19 protein-coding genes and 1 pseudogene are annotated in these 23,145 nt (G+C 45.9%); 12 read left to right on the top strand and 8 right to left on the bottom strand.

The features are described from left to right. The first annotated feature begins 58 nt into the window (after positions 1 to 58). From brnQ to ACKKE8_RS05385, 5 genes are all read left to right on the top strand, one after another. A complete protein-coding gene (gene brnQ / locus ACKKE8_RS05365) occupies positions 59 to 1,393 on the top strand; it encodes a branched-chain amino acid transport system II carrier protein (protein ID WP_409177261.1) in 1,335 nt (444 codons plus the stop codon). Positions 1,394 to 1,588: 195 nt separating this feature from the next. Beyond that, on the top strand, positions 1,589 to 2,287 hold the full coding sequence (locus tag ACKKE8_RS05370; protein ID WP_007722748.1) for a response regulator transcription factor: 699 nt from the start codon (positions 1,589 to 1,591) through the stop codon (positions 2,285 to 2,287). Beyond that, complete coding sequence (locus ACKKE8_RS05375) at positions 2,287 to 3,723, top strand: ATP-binding protein (protein ID WP_409177262.1); 1,437 nt, start codon at positions 2,287 to 2,289, stop codon at positions 3,721 to 3,723. Before ACKKE8_RS05370 ends, ACKKE8_RS05375 begins: the two co-directional genes overlap by 1 nt. 158 nt (positions 3,724 to 3,881) lie before the next feature. Beyond that, complete coding sequence (locus tag ACKKE8_RS05380) at positions 3,882 to 4,253, top strand: hypothetical protein (RefSeq protein WP_409177263.1); 372 nt, start codon at positions 3,882 to 3,884, stop codon at positions 4,251 to 4,253. Positions 4,254 to 4,402: 149 nt separating this feature from the next. After that, entirely contained in the window at positions 4,403 to 5,422 is a 1,020-nt protein-coding gene (locus ACKKE8_RS05385; RefSeq protein ID WP_409177264.1) for a S66 peptidase family protein, read from the top strand. Between the two features lie 64 nt (positions 5,423 to 5,486). Here ACKKE8_RS05385 and ACKKE8_RS05390 read toward each other — a convergent pair whose 3' ends face one another. The 3 genes from ACKKE8_RS05390 to ACKKE8_RS05400 all read right to left on the bottom strand — a co-directional run bounded on the left by ACKKE8_RS05390 (position 5,487) and on the right by ACKKE8_RS05400 (position 7,563). Further along, a complete protein-coding gene (locus tag ACKKE8_RS05390) occupies positions 5,487 to 6,446 on the bottom strand; it encodes a DMT family transporter (RefSeq protein ID WP_409177265.1) in 960 nt (319 codons plus the stop codon). Positions 6,447 to 6,592: 146 nt separating this feature from the next. Beyond that, positions 6,593 to 7,111, bottom strand: coding sequence for a GNAT family N-acetyltransferase (locus ACKKE8_RS05395; protein WP_409177266.1), 519 nt, complete (start codon positions 7,109 to 7,111; stop codon positions 6,593 to 6,595). Continuing rightward, positions 7,108 to 7,563: a DinB family protein gene (locus ACKKE8_RS05400; protein WP_409177267.1), complete on the bottom strand. Its 456-nt coding sequence runs from the start codon at positions 7,561 to 7,563 to the stop codon at positions 7,108 to 7,110. Before ACKKE8_RS05400 ends, ACKKE8_RS05395 begins: the two co-directional genes overlap by 4 nt. A 142-nt stretch (positions 7,564 to 7,705) precedes the next feature. Between ACKKE8_RS05400 and ACKKE8_RS05405 the strand changes: the two genes are divergently transcribed. Continuing rightward, positions 7,706 to 8,116 (top strand): acyl-CoA thioesterase, encoded by a 411-nt coding sequence (locus ACKKE8_RS05405; RefSeq protein ID WP_409177268.1) that lies wholly within the window; start codon positions 7,706 to 7,708, stop codon positions 8,114 to 8,116. A 5-nt stretch (positions 8,117 to 8,121) separates the two neighbouring features. Here ACKKE8_RS05405 and ACKKE8_RS05410 read toward each other — a convergent pair whose 3' ends face one another. Then, the gene (locus ACKKE8_RS05410; RefSeq protein WP_409177269.1) at positions 8,122 to 8,418 is read right to left on the bottom strand and encodes a hypothetical protein; all 297 of its coding nucleotides are present in this window, start codon (positions 8,416 to 8,418) and stop codon (positions 8,122 to 8,124) included. A 97-nt stretch (positions 8,419 to 8,515) separates the two neighbouring features. Here ACKKE8_RS05410 and ACKKE8_RS05415 point away from each other — a divergent pair, with 97 nt between their 5' ends. Next, the gene (locus ACKKE8_RS05415) at positions 8,516 to 9,220 is read left to right on the top strand and encodes an HAD family hydrolase (protein WP_409177270.1); all 705 of its coding nucleotides are present in this window, start codon (positions 8,516 to 8,518) and stop codon (positions 9,218 to 9,220) included. Between the two features lie 307 nt (positions 9,221 to 9,527). Here ACKKE8_RS05415 and ACKKE8_RS05420 read toward each other — a convergent pair whose 3' ends face one another. Together ACKKE8_RS05420 and ACKKE8_RS05425 are read right to left on the bottom strand one after the other, a co-directional pair. After that, complete coding sequence (locus tag ACKKE8_RS05420) at positions 9,528 to 10,448, bottom strand: ATP-binding cassette domain-containing protein (protein ID WP_409177271.1); 921 nt, start codon at positions 10,446 to 10,448, stop codon at positions 9,528 to 9,530. Then, positions 10,448 to 11,131, bottom strand: a complete 684-nt coding sequence (locus ACKKE8_RS05425; protein WP_409177272.1) for an ABC transporter permease — start codon at positions 11,129 to 11,131, stop codon at positions 10,448 to 10,450. Before ACKKE8_RS05425 ends, ACKKE8_RS05420 begins: the two co-directional genes overlap by 1 nt. A 138-nt stretch (positions 11,132 to 11,269) precedes the next feature. Here ACKKE8_RS05425 and ACKKE8_RS05430 point away from each other — a divergent pair, with 138 nt between their 5' ends. Beyond that, entirely contained in the window at positions 11,270 to 11,986 is a 717-nt protein-coding gene (locus tag ACKKE8_RS05430; RefSeq protein ID WP_409177273.1) for a response regulator transcription factor, read from the top strand. Next, positions 11,983 to 13,740 (top strand): sensor histidine kinase, encoded by a 1,758-nt coding sequence (locus ACKKE8_RS05435; protein ID WP_409177274.1) that lies wholly within the window; start codon positions 11,983 to 11,985, stop codon positions 13,738 to 13,740. The genes ACKKE8_RS05430 and ACKKE8_RS05435 overlap by 4 nt, the downstream gene beginning before the upstream one ends. 39 nt (positions 13,741 to 13,779) lie before the next feature. Here ACKKE8_RS05435 and ACKKE8_RS05440 read toward each other — a convergent pair whose 3' ends face one another. Continuing rightward, complete coding sequence (locus ACKKE8_RS05440) at positions 13,780 to 14,274, bottom strand: GNAT family N-acetyltransferase (RefSeq protein WP_409177275.1); 495 nt, start codon at positions 14,272 to 14,274, stop codon at positions 13,780 to 13,782. A gap of 309 nt (positions 14,275 to 14,583) precedes the next feature. On the opposite strand from ACKKE8_RS05440, the gene ACKKE8_RS05445 reads away from it, so the two are divergent. The 3 genes from ACKKE8_RS05445 to ACKKE8_RS05455 all read left to right on the top strand — a co-directional run bounded on the left by ACKKE8_RS05445 (position 14,584) and on the right by ACKKE8_RS05455 (position 22,527). Continuing rightward, on the top strand, positions 14,584 to 16,302 hold the full coding sequence (locus ACKKE8_RS05445) for a hypothetical protein (protein WP_409177276.1): 1,719 nt from the start codon (positions 14,584 to 14,586) through the stop codon (positions 16,300 to 16,302). A 16-nt stretch (positions 16,303 to 16,318) separates the two neighbouring features. Further along, positions 16,319 to 21,763, top strand: a complete 5,445-nt coding sequence (locus ACKKE8_RS05450; protein ID WP_409177277.1) for an RHS repeat-associated core domain-containing protein — start codon at positions 16,319 to 16,321, stop codon at positions 21,761 to 21,763. A gap of 200 nt (positions 21,764 to 21,963) precedes the next feature. Beyond that, positions 21,964 to 22,527, top strand: coding sequence for a hypothetical protein (locus ACKKE8_RS05455; protein ID WP_409177278.1), 564 nt, complete (start codon positions 21,964 to 21,966; stop codon positions 22,525 to 22,527). A gap of 192 nt (positions 22,528 to 22,719) precedes the next feature. Here ACKKE8_RS05455 and ACKKE8_RS05460 read toward each other — a convergent pair. Next, a pseudogene (locus ACKKE8_RS05460) lies at positions 22,720 to 23,011 on the bottom strand (DUF2179 domain-containing protein); the annotation flags it as partial. Positions 23,012 to 23,145: the final 134 nt, after the last annotated feature.

Here is a 23,145-nt window from a genome sequence, read left to right on the forward strand (position 1 = left end):
AATTTTAAGTTATACTAATGAAAATTTTATTTTACTAAATAATATTGAGAGGATTCATATGAAAGAACTTTCAACGAAAGAAACAATAACAATTGGTTTGATGCTGTTTGCCCTATTCTTTGGAGCAGGGAACATGATTTTTCCGCCAGCGCTAGGACAAGCTGCAGGAGATAATGTTTGGATCGCGATGCTCGGCTTTTTGATTACCGGTGTAGGTCTGCCTTTACTGGGAATCATTGCGGTAGGCTTGGCTGGTGGTAATTTGCAGACGATGGCGTCAAGAGTCCATCCGATGTTTGCAGTCGTGTTCACCTTTATTGTTTATCTGTCGATTGGTCCATTCATGGCGATTCCGCGGACAGGTACAGTAACCTTTGAGATGGGCGTGTTGCCGTATTTGCCTGAATCCATGAAAGGCAGTTGGGTACCGCTTTTTGTGACCACGATCGTCTATTTTGCCATCACCTTCTGGTTGAGTCTGAACCCGAGCAAGCTGGTGGATCGAATCGGTAAAATTTTAACACCTGCTCTTTTGATCATCATTGGTCTGATGTTTGTCAAATCACTCATTTCTCCTTTGGGTGAGGTGGGACAACCGACAGGTGCCTATCAGGATACAGCATTTTTCAAAGGCTTTATTGAAGGCTATCTGACGCTGGATGCGTTGGCTGCGATGGTATTTGGTCTGGTAGTAACATCGGCTGTTCAGGATAGAGGCATCATCGATCGCAAAAAAGTGATGTGGTCTACGATCAAAGCTGGAATCCTCGCCGCTACAGGACTCGGACTCGTATACCTTGCGCTCAGCTATTTGGGAGCCACAAGTGTGTCGTTTGCGAAATCGGAAAATGGCGGTCAGATTTTAACCGGGGTTGTGCTGCAACTGTTCGGTCCGTTAGGCTCCCTCCTGCTTGGAGCAGCTGTTACGCTTGCTTGCCTCACCACTTCTGTTGGGCTCGTCACAGCGTGCAGTCAATTTTTCTCGAGTCGTATTCCTAGCATCTCCTACAAGAAAATGGCTGTAATCCTGTGTGTGTTCAGCGCTGCGGTAGCAAACGTAGGTTTGACGCAGCTGATTACCTTCTCTGTTCCTGTCTTGATGGCGATTTATCCGCTGGCGATCGTGCTGATGCTGCTGACGTTTTGTGATCGGCTGTTCAATGGACATCGTGCGGTATATGTAGGCGCGATCATGGCAACGGCAGTAATCAGTCTGTTGGATGGAGCTTCCCAGCTTGGATTGTCTATCGACTCGTTGACGCCAATCTTGGAACAATTGCCACTGTACAAAGTAGGAATTGGTTGGCTGGTGCCAGCCTTTGCAGGCGCACTGTTAGGGTTGTTGTGGGCTAGCCTCACACGTAGTGTCCCGATTGTAAGAGAAACGAAGTAAAGAATGAAGAGCGAGTGGGCTTTCGGTCCACTCGCTTTTTTCATGTCGCGAACAATTTTTGTCCTGCTTTTACCAGCCGGATAGGACTTCTATCCGTCCACAACACGGGTGATCTATGTTACCATGGAAAAACGTAAATTGTCTGAACGGCATGTTTCATTCTATGTCGTTTTGAAAGAAGGGAGGTTATTGGCTATGTCCACGATGAAAGTCTTGGTTGCCGATGACGATCCAAACGTACGCGAAATTATTCGCCTTTATTTTGAAAAACAACAAATCGAGCTCATCGCAGCAACAGATGGACGAGAAGCTCTTGAGATGATGGAAAAGGAACAGCCGGATGTGGTCATTCTCGATGTCATGATGCCGCAGTTGGACGGCTTTGAAGCATGCCGGGAAATCCGCAAGAAGTGGGATACGCCGATTATTATGCTGACGGCAAAGGACGAGGAGTTTGACCGTGTTCTCGGCTTGGAGCTCGGAGCGGATGATTACGTGACGAAGCCGTTTAGTCCACGTGAGATCGTTGCTCGTATCCGCGCGATTATGCGCAGATTGCAGCCAAAGCCAAAAGTAGAAGATGAGGCAGTGCTTCGGACCTTTGCTTTTGATCAATTGACGATCGATCTGGATAAACGGGAAGTGATCGTTGCCGGGGAAAAAGTGAGCTTTCGCCCGAAGGAGTTTGACCTGCTTGTTCAACTCGTCAAATCGCCGGGAAGTGTATGGTCGCGGGAGCAATTGTTGGAACAAGTGTGGGGCTTTGATTATTTTGGCGATGTTCGAACGATCGATGTTCATATTAAAAAGATCAGACAGCGTTTAGACAAGCTCCCTTATGAATGCATTCAAACGGTTTGGGGGATCGGCTACAAGTTTGGGGTGGATAACTAATGCTAGGCATGTCGAAAAGTATCTACCGCAGACTGCTGGTCAGTTTTTTGGCTACCGTTTTGGTGGGGCTAGGGATTACAGGGATCGTTCTCTCTTTTTTTACGAAAGAGTATATTTACAACGCTAAAGAAGAAGAGCTTTTGCGGATGGCCAAAAAAGTGAATGCGGCTATCCATAACAGCAATGAAGTAAACAAACAGCTCTTGGACAAGCTGGCGATGCTGGACGAGTCATTTGATACCCGCATCTGGTTATTTGATACGGAAGGAAAAATCGTTGCGACTTCGATGAAGGATGAGATGCTCACGGGCAAGTCCGTGGCAGTTTCCATCGCGGGTAACGTGCTAAACGGAAAAAGCGCGGTAACCGAGCTGCAAATCGAAGGTCTGGATGACCCAATGTTGTCAGTCTCCGTCCCGTGGGGCGAGGGCGAAAACGTCTATGGCGGAATTATTTTGCACGCGCCGATTGAAGGAATTGAGAAAACCTTTGGTCAAATGCGCGAGTCGATTCTGTGGGCGACATTGTTTGGGGTGCTTCTTTCTACGATCATGGTTTCTTATTTGTCATGGTCAATCTCCCGCCCATTGCGAACCATTGAGAGAACAGCGGCTGAAATTGGTCGCGGGAATTATGCAGAGCGCGTCCAGGTCGATACGTCTGACGAGATCAGCGACTTGGCGCAAACGATCAATACGATGGCACAGAAGCTGGAGAAGGTAGAGCAGGAGCGTCATCATCTGGAGCAAGTGCGGAATGATTTTTTGGCGAATGTCTCCCATGAATTGCGTACGCCTCTCACCGCGATCCAAGGTTTTCTCGAGGCGTTGCAAGACGGCTTGGTAGAGGAAGAAGAGGCGCGACAGAAGTATTACGCTGTGATGTACACCGAAACAATGCAAGTGAATCGCTTGGTGGATGACCTGATGGACTTGATGAAGTTGGAGAACAACGAGGTAAATTTGGCCAAGTTCCCCGTCGATGTGGCAGATGTCATGAATCGGGTTGCTTTTTCCTTCCATCAAGAAGCAGAGGAAAAAGGGCTTCGCATGGAAGTAGAGGTAGAGGAAGAGTTGCCGAGAATTTATGCCGACAAGGACCGGATTGCGCAAATTCTGAAAAATCTGGTGAAGAATGCGCTCAAGTTTACGGCTGCAGGTGAAATTCGCATGCGTGCTTCGCTGGAAGAGGAATACGTACAGATTCAAGTGATCGATACAGGGATGGGGATTGCAGCAGATGATCTGGACCGCATCTGGGAACGTTTTTTCAAAGTGGATCGGGGACGTTCCAAGAACAATAAAGGGACAGGGCTTGGACTCGCGATTGTAAAAGAGCTGGTAGAGCTCCATGATGGCAAATACAGAGTGGAGAGCACGCCTGGGAAGGGCAGTACTTTTACGATATGGCTTCCAAGGATTAAGCCGGAGAACTAGATCATGGTCTGATCAAATGATCGTGGTCATACTTTTTTCATATTTTGATCATCGTTTTTTCCTACTTTCCTTACAGAATGGTTATCTTTGTCCGTTACGATATAGGTGTGACAGCGAGAAGGTCACGAAGCCAAGGAATGAAAGAAAGGGGAATGAACATGAACAAAAAATGGTTCTCCATTGCAACTGTCGCATTACTCCTGTCTGGCAGCTTGGTTGCCTGCTCTGACACAACAGGTACACCTGAACCGGCGACACAACCAGAGGGCACGACAAGCGAAACCGCTCCGGGGTCCTCCACTTCTGATAGCGGACAATCGACCGATAGCTCGGTTTCGCAAGATCAGTCTACAACGGACGCTTCTGCGGACAGCTCTGATGCATCGACGGGCACAGGTTCGTCTACGGAAGCACCTGCGACAGATGCCAAAACTGATGCAGGTACCAGCACTGGATCGCCTGGTGCTACGGGAACCGAAAGCAGCGGTTCCACTGGACAGTCTACAACGACTGACGCCAGCAAGAAGTAATCATTCACGAACTGGAAACACGTTCGTTTGAACTCCTCTACTTCCCTCCCGTTTTATATACCTTGATGACGGCTATAGGCCGTCTTTTTTTTGTTCAATTTCATGGTATGATTATCCAAAATCAACCATAGCAAGCGGGAGGGAGAAGCATGATCACGTATCCATCATTGAAAAAGGGCGCAACTATAGGTGTAACCGCGCCATCATCTGGTGTACCAGAGTATTTGCATGAACTAATCAGGCTGGCATGCAGTCGTATGGAGACCAGAGGGTATTCCATCGTTTGCAAAGATACAGTTTGGACGCAGGAAAAAGCCAAGTCAGCTCCTGCCACAAACCGCGCAGCCGAATTCAACTCCCTGATGCAAGATGAAAACGTCGATATCATCATCCCTCCCTGGGGTGGCGAGCTGCTGATTGAGATTTTAGACAAACTTGATTTTCATGCCATGCAACCAAAATGGGTGTTAGGCTATTCAGATGTGAGTGTGCTGTTGTTTGCGATTACATTAAAAACGGGGATGGCTACGGCCCATGGGACGAATCTGGTGGATTTGCGCGGAGCAGATATGGATGAGACGACCGCCATGTGGGAAACGGTTCTATCAACACAAAAGGGCGAGTCGGTCTTGCAGTACTCTTCCCCGATGTATCAAAAGGAATGGCAGCATACGAATCCTTCGCCGCATATCTTTCACCTGACGGAACAGACTGTATGGAAAACGACAGAGACTACTCCCCACGTAAACATGCAGGGACGGCTACTTGGCGGCTGTATCGATATCATTCGGCATGTGATCGGCACACCGTATGGGGATGTACAAATGTTTCAAAAAGAACAAATCGGGAATGAAGCGATCATCTGGTATTTGGAAAACTGTGAGCTTTCTACGACTGATCTGCGCAGATCATTGGTACAAATGAAGCTGGCCGGATGGTTCGATCATTGTGCGGGGATCATGTTTGGGCGCAGTCCAGCGAATCAGGCGGTCGAAGGCTACACCGTAGAAGATGTCTATCAGGAGCTGGCTGCCGAGCTGCAAGTCCCTGTCCTCTACGATGTAGATTGTGGGCATATGCCGCCACAAATCACGTTTATTAATGGAGCTTTTGCTGAAGTGGAGCTGTCTTTCGAAAAAGGAAGCGTCCGGCAATATTTTCGTCCATAGCATAAGAAAACGAGGGCTTCCCAACAAATGGGAAGTCCTCGTAGCATGTAAGCATACATGATTTTTAGCCTTGCTTCTCGTTGTATTGGGGTAGAGGATGTTCCTCCATCGATTCACGTTTGTTTTTGGCCGATTCACGTGTACGAAGAGTCGACAAGGCGACGCCGAGGAAAATAAATGCGCCACCAGCGAAAAAGCCGACACCCAAATGCTCATGCAGCAACAGCCAGCCTAAAAATGCACCGACAATGGGCTGAACAAAAAAGAATCCGGCCCCACTCCCTGCGGGCATTAGCTCGAAGCCCTTGTTCCACAAATAAAAAGCACCTGCGGTAGAAATCATCCCGATATAGAGGACGCCTGCCCAGATGTCCCAACCAAATTGCCAGGAGACAGGCGTGACAGACAGCTCCCAAAACATGAGCGGACTCGTAAAGATAATGCCAAATAATGCTACGTAGGTAGTGACTAGCAGGGACGAATAGCGCTGCGTTGCCTTTTTGCTAAGAACGGTATACAATCCCCAGCTAATCGCTGCTACGAACAAAATCAGGTTGCCTGCCAGGGAGGACTGGGCGTCAGCTTGATCTGGAACACCGATGACGATGATCACACCAATCGTCGCTATCAAAATCCCCGCTGCCTGCTTCAGATGGATGCGCTCTTTTAATAGCCAGACCGCAAAAATGGCAATAAAGGCAGGTGATGCGGAGGTAATCAATGCACCCATGTGGGCAGTAGACAGCTTGGTACCAAGAAATTGCGCGGCAATTGAGATCGTGACCCCGACGAAGGCGATGGCCATCAGCAGAGGATAATCTTTTTTTGCGACATGCTCCTTGCGAGCAACGGTAAATGCCCCCAACACGACTAAAGCAATGCAAAAGCGCAAAATCAATAGCGTGAACGGTGGAATCACTTCCAACACGACCTTGCTGACTACATAAACACCGCCCCAGATCGCTGCGGCAAGCGTCAGGCAGACAGCTCCCAAAAACATTTGCTTCCATTGTGATTGTGACATAACAAGTCCCTCCCGGAATAATGAATGAATCATTCGAGCGTTATTCCGTAGCCGGGAGGCAGTAAGAGAACCGCTTCCTCACCGACTAGGAGAGGAGGGTGGGCACATCATTTTCAAAAAGGCGACGGTTCATATATTTCACCTCCTTACTTTGTAGGGGTTAGCCACTTGGCTACCAGCAGCACCGGTTGTGTCAGACGACCGACTGGTGCCTCCACCTGACGATACTGCTCATAGCCAAGCCGTCCCCAGAAAAGAAGAGCGGGTTCATTATGCGCAATGACACCGTGATGAACATGCTGACTGCCATGTTGGAGGCAGTAGTCTTCGATGAGTGCCACTGCCTCTTTTCCAAAGCCCTGCTGCTGGTAATCGGCATGCAGAAGCAAGAGACTAATCCAGCTTTTTGGATCGCTTTCACTGGAGAAGACGATATGGATGACTCCGATGATCGTACCTTCCCGTGTAATAGTGAGCCAATGCCCGGAAGGTATGCTTATGGTGGCGTCATATTCGGCTTCCAGTTCAGCAAGACTTACTGTGCTCGTGCCGTTTCGAAGCTGATTGTAATCTGGATTACTGTTGTAGGTGGCGAGTAAGTGGGACAGGTCCTCGCGCAGTAATTCGCGAATGATGAGCCGCTCACCTGTCAGAATGAGACTCATTGAGGTCCTCCGTACTTGCGGATAAGTCCAATTTGCCCGCCGTGGTAGCCCATATGATAGATCAGACGACCAAGTGCCTGACGGGGAGTCAGTGTGGCGATCGGTGCTTCACAGGGGATGTCCCACGCGTCTTTTGGCAGGGTAGCCAGAGAATCCAGCAAGTGATGGTAGGCAGCATCTTTGAAAGCAAGCAAGGCAGACAAGTCGGTAAAGTTTCCTTCATCCTTTACAGGTCCAATTGTAGTGAGGGTGATTTCGGACGGGATTGCTCTGCCGAAAAACATCATACAGAATCGATATTCGACTTCGGCGATGTGATGTATCAAAAATCCGATGGAATTGGAGCCCGGAGCCAGCTTCCAGCCAAGCTCGGCTTCATTCAAATGGACGAGTGCATCCTGATACCGGGAGCGAGCTGTTTGCAAGGTCGGCAATAGTTCTTGTTCGAACATCCAATCTTCCTTTCTGGTGTTTATTTTTATTATAGGAAAAAGATCAGGAAAGAACAGCATGATCATTCGGAAAATTTTGAATGAATGTTCACTCAGCTACCTGAATTCGTTATACTGAAGAAAAACAAGGAGTGAGAAGGAAATGGCTCATCGCTATCATCTAACTGTGCGTTCTACTGATATTGACGTAATCGGACATGTGAACAATGCTAAGTATTTAGAGTACATGGAGTGGGCGCGTTTTGAGTGGATATGGGAGCAAGGATTTACGCTGGATGAATTGAGGCGACGGGCCATCATGCCGGTAGTGGTCAATATAAACATTAACTACCGAAAAGAGTTGAAGATGCGTGAAGAGGTAACGGCGATTACTACAGTGGTCAAGGTGGGTGAAAAAAGCTTCGTCATCCGCCAGGAGCTGTACAACGCTGCAGATGTATTAGTGGCGGACGCCGATGTGACAATGGTCATGATCGATGCGAACACACGCCAATCTATTTCTTTGCCAGTTGAGTTGAAAGAGACACTGCTTGTGGAATTGCCTAAAAACTAAAGGCTTCAGGATGATTTGCGAATGAAATCGAGGCGGAAATTATTCCATTCAAGAGCACGCAACGCTAATGTCTCCAAGATACGTTCATGACGATCCTGACCTTCCTTTAACTCAGCAACATCCTGCTTCAACATGGCGACATCCTGTTTCAGTTCGGCAACATCTGCTTTTAACTGGTGAACGTCCATAGTCATAGCTTCCATCTTGGCATCCAATTCGTACTGCCGATCCATAAGAGCATGAGCAACCAAACGCAACTCATTCATACCCTCTATCAAAATATCAAGTTTTTCGTTTGACATGTTTCCACCTCCTTTTTCCGTTACAATGATCATAACAAAAGACAGAGTCATATGCACAATGAAACAGCAAGAAAAAGGAAGGGGAAGCAACTCAGCCATGTCCAAATTTACAACAATCCTATTTGATCTCGACGACACTCTCTTCGATTTTTCAGCTTGCTGGGAGAAAGGGATGCAGCAGACGATTGCGACCCATGCACTTACAGCAGAACTAGACCAAGAGAAATTCCTTGAGGCTCTGCGGCGCCACGGAGATGATTTGTGGGCCGATGTTATTGCCAAACGCTACGATTTTACGCAATACAGAAGGTTGCGTTTTCAGCGAGCCATGGCTGATTGTAACCGACAGATTGAAGGGGAGCAGGTCGACGATTTTCAACGCGCCTATCAGGCGGCATGTATGGATGCAGTCCAGCCAGATGCCACTGTTCAATCCACCATTGCGACGTTGGCAGAAGAGTATACATTAGGCATTGTCACCAATGGACCTGTCGATATGGCTTTTATCAAGCTGGAACGGTTGGGATTATCTGCGTATTTTCCTCGGAAGCGGGTGTTTCTCTCTGAAATCATCGGACATCATAAGCCTGATCTGCGCATATATGAACATGTTCGTGAAAAGCTCGGTGTTGAGAGCAAGCAGGTGCTGTTCGTCGGAGATACGTGGGAGGCAGATGTAGCAGGCGCGATGGACGCAGGCTTTTCAGCTGTTTGGATCAATCCACGAGGGAAGAAGCCTACTTCCGAGCATCAGCCACTAGCTGTCATTGAAAGACTGGATCAGCTTCTCGCAATCTTGTAGAAAAAAGCAGCCCGTTGCCCAATAGCCGCATAACTTGCAGGCTGTTTTCGGTGGCAATCAAGCTGCTTTTTTCTATATATTTTCTTGCTTCTTTTGTTCCTCACTTTTTGCGTACTGCGATTATCATTGGTACCTACTAACCTGATCTTTCATTTTTTCATGCTGACTCTTCCTGTACTTTGTGATGAAAAAGATGAGATTGAGGACAATCAGGCCAATCGTGATTGACATACTTCCGGTGGTCACGCTTTTTCCTATAGCGATGTTGAAAAGTAGCATCCCGGATAGAAGCAGGGCAAAAACGAGATTAAGCATCATGAGACTCTTCCCCCATAAAGATTCGTTCGAGCGAAGGGACTTCAACGTTCACGCCATAAATATCCACACGTGCCTGAACGAGAGCACGAACGAGGGTTGCCACTTTTTGATCATCATCGACCTGGATAGAGAGACGCCCGTCTTCCCAAATCGTATTGCGCCCGAGGGACTCAATAAAGGTGCGCAGATTTCCAGAATCCTCGGTAGCAAAAGCCGAGTGACGCACATGTACAGATCGCCATGCCTGATGGGCAGCTTGCAGTTCATCGAGAGTGCCGAGTGAACTGATTTTTCCGCTTTTCATGATGGCGATGCGGGTACAGATTTTCTCGACTTCATTCAAATTGTGCGAGGTCATGAAGATCGTTTTTCCTTGTTGATGGAGCTTGCGCAGCAAATTTTGAATATGCAGGGCTGATTCAACGTCTACGCCAGAAGTAGGTTCATCAAGGAAGATGAGCTCCGGGTCTCCGACTAATGCTTGGGCAATACCCAGCTTCTTTTTCATCCCGAAGGAAAAGGTTTTGGCTTTGCGGGATGCATGCTCCTCAAGCTCAACGTCTGTCAGGATGCGCATACATTCTTCCTTTGTCAGTGTGACGCCTTTTACCTGAGCGAAATAGTGCAGGTGCTCCGCAGGAGATAAATGGTCGTAGAAGGTGGAGTAATCAGGCAGTACGCCAATTCGTTTTTTCCATCCCTCTGTATGAGCATCCTCTCCAAACATACGAATGGTGCCCGCTGTCGGAATCAGAATGCCTGTCAGCATATTGATAAAGGTCGATTTTCCCGCGCCGTTTCGACCGAGGAAACCGAAAATCTCCCCGCTGTGCACAGTAAGACTGACGTCATTCACGACCGTGCGATTGCCAAAGCGCTTGTTCAACTGTGTGGTCTCGATCATTGCCATTAACAATCCCTCCGTCGGAATAAGTACATAGAAGCGATCAGGAATGCTGCTGCATAGAGCCAAATAAAGCCGGTCCAGGCGCCGCTTTTTTCCATAAAGGAAAAGGGTGTCAAATATTTAATCCATGGTGCTGCTGGGTGACTGGAGAAGGTGCTCCACAGTCCGAGACCTGGCATGATCAGTGCGATCACAATTCCCAAAAACATCGTGTAGCTGGGGCGAGGTATCACGAGCGAGAGCAGCAGTGCCAGCGAGATGCAATAGATAAGCAGGGATACGCAGAGGTAAAAGGTCTTGGCGTCAAACGTTTGCACGGTGGCGAAAACTACGCCAAACGTAATAATCATGCAGGTTAGCCAGAAGAACGCGACTCCGAGAAATTTTCCTAAAATGATCTGATTGCGTGAAGTCCGGGTAACGAGAAAGCGAATCGTCCTGCCTGCTAGCTCACGATTTATGACATCATGAGACAGGCTGAATACAAACAAGGGCCCGAACAGCATGATGAGTGCAAAGATACCAAGCGCATGTCCCTGCGCCAGCTCCTGTTGTGGGAGAAAGCTTGCTGCCTGATTGACGAGGTCAGAAACCAAGTACGAGATGCCGACGATAAAGGCAACGGTAATTAACGATTTGATACTTTTAAACAAACGAAAAAATTCGTGTTGGCAAATAGCCCACATAGGTAAATCCGCTCCTTTCTCCTTCATGATAAAGGCCAGACCTTTCCCCTACTAAAACGCTACCTTACCATTTCCTTATCTTTTTTGTTGGCATCGTTTCTCATGGTAGAATGAATGACAGCAAGGGAGGGAACGGACATGGAGAAAGAAGCAAGAATCTTGCTGGTAGATGATGAAGAAGCGATTTTGCAGATGCTCCAAACAGTGCTGAAAAAGGAAGGCTTTGCCCAGATCGATACATGTACGACAGCAGCAGAGGCGATTCGTCTCGTGGAGGAGAAGACATACGACTTGTTGATTCTGGATGTCATGCTGCCTGATAAAAATGGATTTGAGCTGTGCGGAGCAGTGCGTCAGCGAACGAAGGCACCGATCTTTTTTCTGACAGCCAAGGGCACGGATTTTGATAAATTAAGCGGATTTGCTTATGGAGCGGATGATTACATAACGAAGCCGTTTCATCCACTAGAGGTCGTTGCCCGGATGAAGGCTCATCTGCGCAGAACCTTGGGGGGAACTGCTCCATCGCAGGAAGAAAAACGCTTTGATTTTGGACGTTTTCAAGTAAATGTGGAGGCAGCTGAGCTGTTCGTGAACGGAGAGAGAGTGGACTGCCCGGCGCAAGTATTTTCCTTGCTCGTCTTTTTCTGCCAGAATCCGAACCGGGTATTTACGAAAGAACAAATTTACGATCATGTATGGAAAGACGAATACGGGATGTTTGATGAAAATACAGTCATGGTGCACATTCACAAGCTGCGCCAGCGCATAGAAGAAAATCCGGGACAGCCAAAGCTCCTGGTCACGGTGAGAGGGCTGGGCTACAAGCTGGTTAGTCCGGCAAGACAGTCATGAATTTGCGGAACAAGCTGATCTTTCAATATGTCCGACAACTGTTCGGGTTTCTCCTCGTCTTGCTACTATTTCTGATTATCGCGATGCTGGGGTTAGGCTGGCGGATTATGAACGAGCAATTGTCCATCGATTTGTCCAGGCTGAATGCGTCTGATTTGACGTTGAAGATTGATTATGAGGCAGAGCGTATTCACGTCAATCCGGAAATCGAGAAGAGTGTGGCGAGACATCAAGGCTGGTTGCAGATCATCGACAAGCACGGCAAAATTCTGTACAACTATCGGACACCTGCTGATGTTCCCAGTCAATTTGGGCCAGGGGAGTGGATCGCTTATGTAGAAAATCGTGATGCTTCTCGTTACCACATCACACATTGGGTCATTAACCAATCTGACGAGAACATTATCATCGTTTATGGAACACCCGCTCCCGAAAAAGAAATGATAAAGCGCCTGATCGCAGCAAAAACGGGAACGAGCAAGGAGACATGGAATGAGTTGAATAAAAGCTTTTCCCGGGAAAAGGCATGGTACTTGGTATACGATCGTGCGGGGAAACTCATTCATCAATGGAATCACCCGAACGCTTCCGCCCAGTTAGACATGACGGAAGTTCTTCAGAATGGTGAGATAGCCAAAAATGTTCCTGTTCATATCACAAGCAGATATGACAAAAATAGCGATTTGACATACGTAGTGGGCATTCCGAATCCAACCTATCAGTCAGGTGTCCAAGAGACATCGGAGGATGTCATGGTCAAGGAAACGTTCCTTCAGATCGGTATTCTTTTGATCCTGGTCGTTCTATTCGCAGGCAGCTGGTATGCGTGGCGGGTAGGCAAGCCGCTTTTGCACATGGTGAATTGGCTGGAAAGACTGGCCCAAGGTCGCTATGAGGAGCCCATCGGGAAAAAAGGAAAGCCAATCGGAAGGAATTGGCGAGGGAAAGAAAAGAAGTCATTTCGTGTTTTCAAGGATGTGTTTGACGCACTCCGGCATCTGAGTGAAACCTTGCGCTCCAATGAAAAGCTTCAGCGAGAGATTGAGCAGACGCGAGAGGAATGGATTACCGGGCTCTCCCATGATCTCAAGACACCCTTGAGCTCGATTTACGGTTATGCTACCTTTTTGGAGTCGGAACAGTATGAGTGGGACAGAAAAGAAGTCAGCGAATTTGGGAAAACGATAAGGGAAAAGTCAGACTACATGAACGGGCTGATTGAAGATTTGAATTTGACCTATCGACTCAAGAACCAAGCTTTGCCGATGGTCAAACAGCCTGTCGCGATCGTAGAAACCATTCGCAGGATTGTGGTGGATATGGTGAACGATCCAAGTTCTTCTTTACATGACATCGAATTTTCGGCGAATGTCCAATCGATAACAGCCGAGGTTGATCCAATCTGGTTTCGCCGAATCATCGTCAACATTTTGACAAACGCAATCAAGTATACCCCGGCAGGTACACACGTGCTCGTAGAGGTACAGTCGATTGCAGCAGATCAGTTTGTGGTCAAAATTGCTGACAATGGGCCGGGCATGGATGAGACGACACTGGCCAATCTGTTCGAAAGATACTACCGAGGTGGGCATACAGGAGAGAATACCAGTGGAACGGGGCTGGGCATGGCGATTGCCAAGCAGCTCGTCTTGGCTCACAGGGGAGAGATTACGGTGGACAGCAAGCTGGGTAGCGGAACTGTTGTCGTGATGACCTTTCCTGTCCTGAGGCCACCAGTTAGTTGGTCATCCTAAAAAAAGCCAAGGGATTTGTGCTGTCCCTTGGCTTTTTTGCTATGGTCTCGAAATGAACGTTTGTATGACTTTGCCATCCTCTTGACGCTCTTGATAGTGATTGGCTGTGTAATCGCGGATGCTGGCACGCCAAAAGCCGATGGCAGGTACGTTGTTTTCCAATTGAAAGACTTCCCAGGCACCCGGGAACATTTTGAAGATTTGATGGGAGGCCGCTTTTCCGATCCCCAGCCGACGGTAGCGTTTCATGATAAAAAATTCAGCAATGGAGTGGATTGATGGCAAATCTGGATCAGAGCTTGTGAGCATGCGGACGAGGATAAACCCGGCCAGCTTACCATTTACTTTGATGAAAAAGGGATGGCGTTCTGGTTCGACCCAATACTTCTCAAAGTAGTCATAGCCAAACAAGCCGTCGTCATCTACTTCGAAAGGCTCAAACTCAGTGAAGTCGTACGTATACAGCTCCAACAGTTGCTTGAGAGCGTGCTTCTGTTCAAAAGGAACTCGTTCTATCGAGAATGCTTGATTCACTGAGAAAACCCCCTTATTCCATGAGATATACGAGTATCGTACTCTATTTTTTAGGTTGTGGAAACATACGGTAGACACTTCTTTACAGAACCTCACACGAGCGTTCATTTTGCTCAAGATGGTTCCAGTCAGGCTATACTAGAGTCAAACGAAGAAATCAATACGAAGCAAGACAGCAGCCATCCGGTGATCAGCCGGGTGGCTGTTTGCGTTTGGCGGTTGGTTTCATCGTTTAAAAAAATCAAAAGAAAGGGGTACAGGAATCACATGAAAAGGAAGCATCTTATTTTTTTCCTGGTTTGTTGTCTCATGTTGCAACCCGCATCGATTATTGCAAAAGAAAGAGACAATCCTTCCAAAAAGGTTTTGCCAATGGAGGCGGCAGATCGGTCTATCCAGCAATTTGATCGGGAACGAAGCGATCTTTTCGCAAAACGGAAAGACAAGAGAACAGGAGATTTGCTTGAGAAGTACCAAGCTGAATTGAAAGCGGCACGGAAGCAACTAACGAGTCCGTCTTTGAGATCCTTCGCTGCTGCAAAAGCAGTTCCTGTAGCTGCTTCTGTCGATCTGTACGAGCCGAATGATGAGGTTTCACAGGCTGCTCCGGTCAGTGCTGGGAATTCAATCGAAAGTTACCTGTCGTACTCAGGCGATCAGGACTTTTATTCGTTCGAGGCCAAGAAAAATGCTCCGATAACGGTCAGCTTGCAAGTTCCTTCTACCATGGATTACGACGTCTATGTCCTTGATGAGCTAGGAGAGGTAGTAGCAAGCAGTGCCAATGGCAAGGGCGAAGAAGAAATGGCTACGTTCCAGGCAACGGCTGGAAGCAAGTATTATCCAGTCGTCCATGGGTTTGATTTTTCTACCGACGAACCGTATCAACTACGTTTGGCAGAAGATCAGTTGTATGTCTTTCAGCCATACGATGTCAGTCTCCCTGAAGGAGTCGATCAGGTCTTTCAATTGACACCGACAACGGATGGAATCTATCGGATTTATACAGGACCATATGGTGACATTGGCCCGGAAAATGACACGGTGATCGAGCTGTATTCCGATTCGAGTCTGACAGAGTTGCTCGCTGATAACGATGATGTTTCCGACCTAACACGCTTCTCAGAGGTAACGCCATATTTGGTTGGCGGTCAACCGTACTATGTCAAACTAAGTGCTCTCGGTGGAAATCTTCACACGCGAATTCGGGCCGAGCTCGATCCGCAATCGTATCCAGAACTAAAGACGAACAATCCTCTGGACATCACACTGGAAGGCCTATCAAGAAATGTATACAAATTTACGCCTGATGCTTCGGGAAATGTAAAGTTTTTCACCAGTCCTTTTGGAGACGGGAATTTGGTTGTGGATACCGTTCTCGAGCTCTATTCTAACGAAAATCTGTCCAATCAAATTGCCACAAACGATGACAATGGGGAATCACTATTTTCCGAGATTCAGATGAATGTAACAGCTGGTGAACCTGTCTATGTTGTGCTCTGGGCATATGGTGATGATTTCTCTTTTGTGAAGCTGAATGCGAGTGCCGATTCTTCAGCGAGTCCTACGATTGCAGTAGGCTCTCCGGTTATTCAGGAAAACTCACTCAATGACGGAACCATTTCAGCGATACAGGTTGTTACACTTGCCAATGGAGCATTCGTTCAAGACATGTCTAGCGGAGTCACTGTGAATAACTTGCCTGCAGGCTTAGGTCTTCAGGTTACGAGGATAACTGATACTCAACTATCTATTGCATTTACGGGCAAGGCAATGAATCATGCGAACGCAAATGACGTATCGAACGCAACCGTAACCATTACTCCCGCTAAAGTAGTTGGTGCTTCTACCAATCTTACGAGTAACCCCTTTCGTTTTGATTTCATCGACACTGCCATCGGGGGTTCAGTCCAATATGTCTACAATAACCGAAATCAACTGACGCAGATTTATGAGAACGGGACTCTGATCATCGAGATCACCTACGATGAAAACGGGAATGTATTGACAAAAACAAGAGTGAATTAAAGGAGGGATAACGAACATGAACCTACAGAAATGGCTAACGTCATTTGTAACAGCCGCTTTGGTCACGACTGCGATTTTTCCAAGTATGGTATATGGGGCACCAACCGATAAGTCGGCAAAGAAGGATACCAAAGAATGGGTCATTGAGAAAATCAATAGCGTCCCATCCAAAAGCGCTCAGGAAACAGATGCCGCTCAAGTGCCAGTGTTGACACAAGAAGAGATGAAGGCAATATCATGGGACCCGCTCTCTGTTGATAAAGTGATCGAGATGAATAAAAAGCTTGATCGTAAATCGATGCAGATCGCCTCTTACTTCTATCCGAAACTGAGAAAGCTGTTGAGCAACAAGGAAAAGGTAGAGCAAAATACATGGAACGATAAAGTGGTCCAAGATTTGCTGAAGAATGTAACGAATAGTCAACGGGAACAATTAGTGACCCACGTTCCTGATATTTTTACTTTTGAGAAAACACAAACAGAAGAAGTTGCTGAATTGAGCAAGCAATCGATGGCAATCGCGCTCGCGGCTGAAGACGTCCAGTACTCAGTGGGGCAAATGGCGCAGTATTACACGAAAACGTACTCGGGCAAGCCCGTAGACGCGTTTTATCGTGCAGCGAATCTGGTGGAGACCGACCTAGCATTGTCTGGAAAGAACGGAATGGATCTGGTCATCCAACGGGCATATAACCAGCTCGACAGCAAAACGAGAGAACCCATATTGAAATACGATAGTAGAAATGATACGTGGGAGAATCGCAGGGAAACCAAGCTGTTCAAAAACGAGTTCATCCCATTTGCGACAGGATGGAGCTTTAACTTCCCCACATTTGAGTACTACGACGAGATTACGACAGAAGAAGTGAGTCACTTTTCAGAGAGCGGCGAGCGGAAAACGCAGTATAAATTAGCTGTTCGGGAGGACGAAGCAGGGAGAAGCGTATCTCGTTATGTTTTTCATCTGGAAGATGGCACAACCCTCATCCGAGAAGGGAACGAATGGGTGAATTATCCCTATGAGGGAATCTCTTTTACGGAACAAACAGTGGGACGAGATGTTGAATTAATTGTGAATGGATATCGCTATACGTTTGACCGATCCAGCAGTGAGCTTTTGGTAACAAAACGCAACCCATTTGGTGATACGATCCGATACCGCATGGATGAACAAAATGACCATGTTGTCGAGATTGAGGATACGTATGGGCGCTATGTGGTGATGGAGCGAGACAAGGCAGGTGGAATCAAAAACCTGAAATTGTACAGAGATCAAACTGACAAAGATCAGGATGAGCCAATCAAAACAATTGATTATGATGTCGTGTACAGTAACGATACAAGTCCTGAACGCAGCACGTCTGCTGAGTTGCTTTCCGTTGAACAAAACGCTGAAGTCATTGCCAGCTATGCGTATGAAATGCGGGAGGCAGAATTTAACCTCATTAGTGATTATACCTTCAATCGCGATGATTCCTTTGCCTTTGAGTCGGACGATTACTTGAACCAAGACAACGAAAATCGCAGCAAAAATTTGGATTACTTGTTGTTGCGATCGGTGCATTATCCGATCAATGGGTTAGCGATGACCTATTACTATTCCATCTACCAGGAAAATAAAGTGGCACAAAGCCGTGGGGTTGTCCGACTCTACCAGGACGACAATATTTTGTCCTATGTCAGCTACCATCCGGTAAGCATGGTTGATTTCAGTTACATTCCGTACGGGAAGACAGAAGAAGAAGTCATGTACAGCATGGAATACAGCATGGTGAATGGTGCGGGGCAAAAAACGTGGGAAATTTGGAAGAAGCCAAGAACATGGTCAGCCCATCGATTGATCGACGCAGATGAGCGTTTCGGTGATATTGTTTCTACGATTGAATACGATTCCTATTCACACGGAGTCGAGCAGACCTTCTACACCGATGACAGTGGAAACCATTTATTGAAACGGGTTCGAACCAAAACGCTGCGGGACAACCCTGATTTGCAAATCAGCGACGGTAACACAACCTACAAATACAATCCTGTCCAGTATACAACCTATGCGTATCAAGATAAAAAGCCGCTCTATCAATTCAGTTTTATGGACGGTGTCCCCAACGAGGCGGTTCGGGAGTTCTTGATGGACCCACAAGTAAATCCAGACGGTTCTTTGCAGATAGATTCTACGAGCGAAGAGATTTTACCCAATTATGCAAATATCACGAAGTTCCGCTATAACGACTTCGGGGATATCACCGAGCATGTTGACGCCAGCGGTATCGTGACGAAATGGAATTACGAGCTTTTTACCGTATGGGGAGAAGCAGAAGTGTATCGCCCGGTAGAAAAAGTAACGAAGAAATCAGCGGACAATGCATTGGCACAGACCAACTCGTTCACTTTTAATGCCGATATGCTGATTGACCAGGAAACCGAAGAACGAACCTATTCAACTAGTACAGGTGAAAGAACAGATACGGTTATTCGTAATTTGGAGTACAACACCGAGGAACAGGTTTCGAAAATAGAAGAGATTACGTCTACAACTGATCCTGCGATAGCCGATAGCTATTTGGTGACCACATTTGATCAGTACGACAATTATGGTCACGTGATCGAAAAGGGTATCAAAGAGGTTGATTTAGGCAATCAGACGACCGATCTTGTTTTTCACTATGAGTATGTGAATGGTCTGGATTTGCTAGAGACACAAACTTTCAGTGATGGCAGCACCGTTCACTACTTCTATGACAATCTGGATCGCCTTAACGAAGAAGTTTTTGATCACGACGAACAGAAAAAGACAGTTGCGTATACCTTCGACGATGCTTCGCGTAGTGTGACCAAAGAAGTATTTACGAATGGAGAAGCAGACCCCAATGGATTGAAACAGGTTACGTATTATACCGTTCACGGCGATGTGGAATTTCAAGAAGAAGTGAGCAACAACGGCACAAGAACGCTGGTTGCGAACGAGTATAGCAGAAGCTTGTTTGACGGCAGACATGTACGTTCTACTACCCCGAACGGGATGGAAGAACGCAAACTGGAATATGACTACTATTCGGATGGCAGCCTGAAATCTGTTACGAATTCACAAGGAGAAGCAACGACTCATTCCTATGCAAACACAGCCGTAACAGACGACAGCTATCTGCCCCAAGGAGCCGCTGTCGCTCAGCATCCGAATGGTCTGCAAACCGTACAGTTGCTTGACCCATTCGGTTATGTACAAGTGGAGCAGGCTAAGGATCTCAGTCAAACACGACGTATCGAGTATGACTATGACGGGTGGGGCAGGCTCTCTACAAAAGAAGTCTATGGCTACGATGGAGAAATCCGTTATTGGAACTACTTGTATGATGTAGCAGGTAATCTTGTGTCTTTGATTGATCCACTGAATCAAGAGTATCGCTATGATTACAACCCTCAAGGTAACCTCGTCAAGGTAACGGAAAATGGCACGGAGACTAGACGGTATGCCTATAATAATCTTTCCTGGAAATTGGGAGAATCCGATGTACAGGGAAATCAGAGTGAAAGCATACGCTATCAGTTGAACGGTGAAATTGATTCTGTCACAGATAAGGCAGGGAATGTTCATCAATACAGCTACACGCCGTTTTATGAAATAGCTGAGTTACGTGTAAGCAAAACGGATGGTACCACTGTTTATACAAGTACAAACGAGTATGATCCCATTACACGCAAGATTACCAGACAATCCAATAGCGACGGGCAAGAAATCGCATATAGCTACGATGCTTTTGGCCGTTTGAAAAACCAGACAGCGTTTAATCGAAACTATACAATTGGCTATGAAAACGACGATAATGCCATGGATTACCTGACGTATCCAGATGGCACGAGAGTCAACTATTCCTACGACTATGAAGGCAGAATCAAGAGCGTGGACAGTACGCTCTCCGGGTTGATCACCTATCAATACACACGCAGCACCACAGGTGACACGGAGACCGTTCGCTATCCGAATGGCACAGAGGCTCGGAAAGAATACAATTCCTTCGGGGAAGCCGTCACAACAGGGCATACGCAAAATGGTTCTTCTGTGTGGTCGGAACAATTACAATATGATGCATTTGGCAACAAAACAGAGATTCAGCAAAACGGAAAGACCTATCGCTATGCATACGATCAGATTGATCGAATCGAGACAGAGTCGAATCCGCAGGGCGAGCGCACCTATCGTTATGACACGAGAGGCAATCGCGAGCATGTAGAAGGCACCGAGCCACATACAAAAGACAGCTATACATTTACCTATGATGGATTCAACCGCTTGAAAAACTATTCGAAACAGAATGGGGACAGCGGTTCTTTTTCGTACAATCCGGATGGATTACGAGCTGTGAAGGAATCCAACAGGGATACTACGAAATATGTTTATGTAAATGGGTATGTGATTGAAGAATTAGATCAAAACGGTAACGTGAAAGCGCAAAATATCTGGGGGAACGGTATTTTATTCCGCAAGCTCCATAGTGGTGGGCAGCAAGGTGGCTATTACCTCGGTGACAGCCTCGGAAATGTCAAAAAGATCGTAGATAAGAACGGACAAGTACTCAACACCTACGAGTACGATATTTGGGGCAATATTGTTTCGAAGTCGGAGTCTATGGCAAATCCGTTTACGTATACGAGCGAGATTTACGACGCGGAAACAGGCCTGTATTATCTTCGTGCTAGGTACTACGATCCGAGTGTTGGGCGGTTTATTTCGGAGGATGCGTATAAGGGGCAAGTGGAGAATCCGCTTTCCTTGAACCGGTATACGTATGTGCATAATAATCCGTTGAGGTTTGTTGATCCTAGTGGAAATAAAATAAAGGGTTTAGATTTCTCATGGTCAGGTTTTCTATTAAGATATGATAACAATGTTTCTGTAGCTAACTTATTAGAGGCAAGATGGGAGAATGAAATATCTAAAGAAGCATTTCTGGGGAATGTTGGAATTGAGTTCGACGATTGGGAAGATATTTTATACGAGAATCAACAGAGATGGGGATCATTTAAATTAGACTCAGGTGCAAAACCAGATATGAAGGAAAGAACAGCAGCAGCATATTTAATGATGATGGGGAAAGATGTACTTGCATTAGATACAAAAAACAACCAAGGCCTACAAGGTGCCAAATCACCTGATTTTTTAGTTGATGGAGTACTGACAGAGTTAAAAACCCTTACTGGGGATAATTTAAATCACAATACTGCGTCTGGTCAGATGAGTAGTGGTTTAAGGCAAGGGGCTAGTATTGTCATCATTGATACAATGAAATACGAGGGTGTCAATGAGTTTGATGTATTCGATATAGTGTACCACGGTTTCAAGACATACCATTCTAACTATAGAGATATCTTACTAAAAGATAATACCGAGATCCAAATTTGGACTAAGGAGGGGATATATAACTATAACATTGGATCAAATCCGTATGGCAGATCATATGATTAAGTTATACTTAGTAAGATAAAGTATCGATGAAGTGTTGATAGTTCAGAACAATAAGCTTTAGTGCAGATTAGTTAGTCGGAGTGACGGGATTTAAGGAGTACACACTCTTTGGTAGAGTTGCGCTACTTATACCCGTCACAAGTTTTCACTTATAAAATTATATAAACGTACTTATGAATTTCATTGAAAGGAAAGAACATATGGGGAGCGAATTTACGGCTATTTTCGAACATAAGTTCAAAGTGTATGAAGATATCCTCAATTTCAAAAACGTATTAAATAGTTCAGTACATTTTAAAAAAATTCTATTTAACGACATTGACACAGAAACTAAAGGATATGTTGACGTGGATTGGAATGTGGGTTATACTCAGGGGCTTAAAGATCCACTAGATAAATTAAATCAAGATTTATTTACTACATTAATGTTTGGTAATAGACATAAACTTATAATCGGTAAAAATCTTTGTGAATATAGTTGTTTAGTTGCATGGAATGATTTTTTAACTAATAGGTTTCTTCAATCGGAAATACGGAAGATTTGTTTTGAGTTCTCCAAGTTTTTGGGAACCCCAATTTACCTGCCAGATCAATATTGTTATTCTGATTATGTTTATGATGGTAATTCTATGCAAGATATCATAAAATCTCTAGAGAGAGAGTTCAGGCACCCGTTAAGAATTTTGGAATTTAACGAATCTGAGTATGAAGAATCAAGAGTATTGAAAGTATACTTAATAGATTCTTTTGAAAATTATGTGTAAGTGTGATTGCTAGCTAATTATATTCCGAGCTGCATTGCTTTCTTATGGGGTTTATATAATGATTTTTGTAATTTGTGTATACTCTCAACCCCAAAACTACAAGTAATATTAGGAATGTTTCACTAGGATTCAAAAATCCCCTATAGACAGACGTTTTTTAACGCCAACTCTATAGGGTACACTTTTTTCCTCTTAATGAATCGCTTTCTTCTTAAACTGCCCGCCACGCACATCCTGAATGTTGCCGACAGCCAAGAAGGTATTAGCGTCCACTTCTTCTAGATCAGTTTCAGCTTGGTTTCTTTCAAACGAGTAAAGATCAGAAAATCACTTTCTTGTCGTCCACGGTGTAGCCACCTTCCCCTTTCAGGTAAGTAACGCCACGGCCCAGACGAGCAACAATCGCATCTCCCAATCCTTGTGATTGTCACTAATAATCCATACCGCTTTAGACTCGGAAGTTTTCGATGGTCAGATCGATCATTTACAATCATTATTACAGAGACACTTGAATAAAAATTATCGAGCTCAGTGATCACTCTAACATAGGAGAACTATTTATGATGACCCCAAGCAAGTAATCAACGACTTGTCTGGGGTTTCAATTTTTCCTTGAAT

This window comes from Brevibacillus fortis (assembly GCF_046196545.1).
Lineage (GTDB): Bacteria > Bacillota > Bacilli > Brevibacillales > Brevibacillaceae > Brevibacillus > Brevibacillus fortis_A.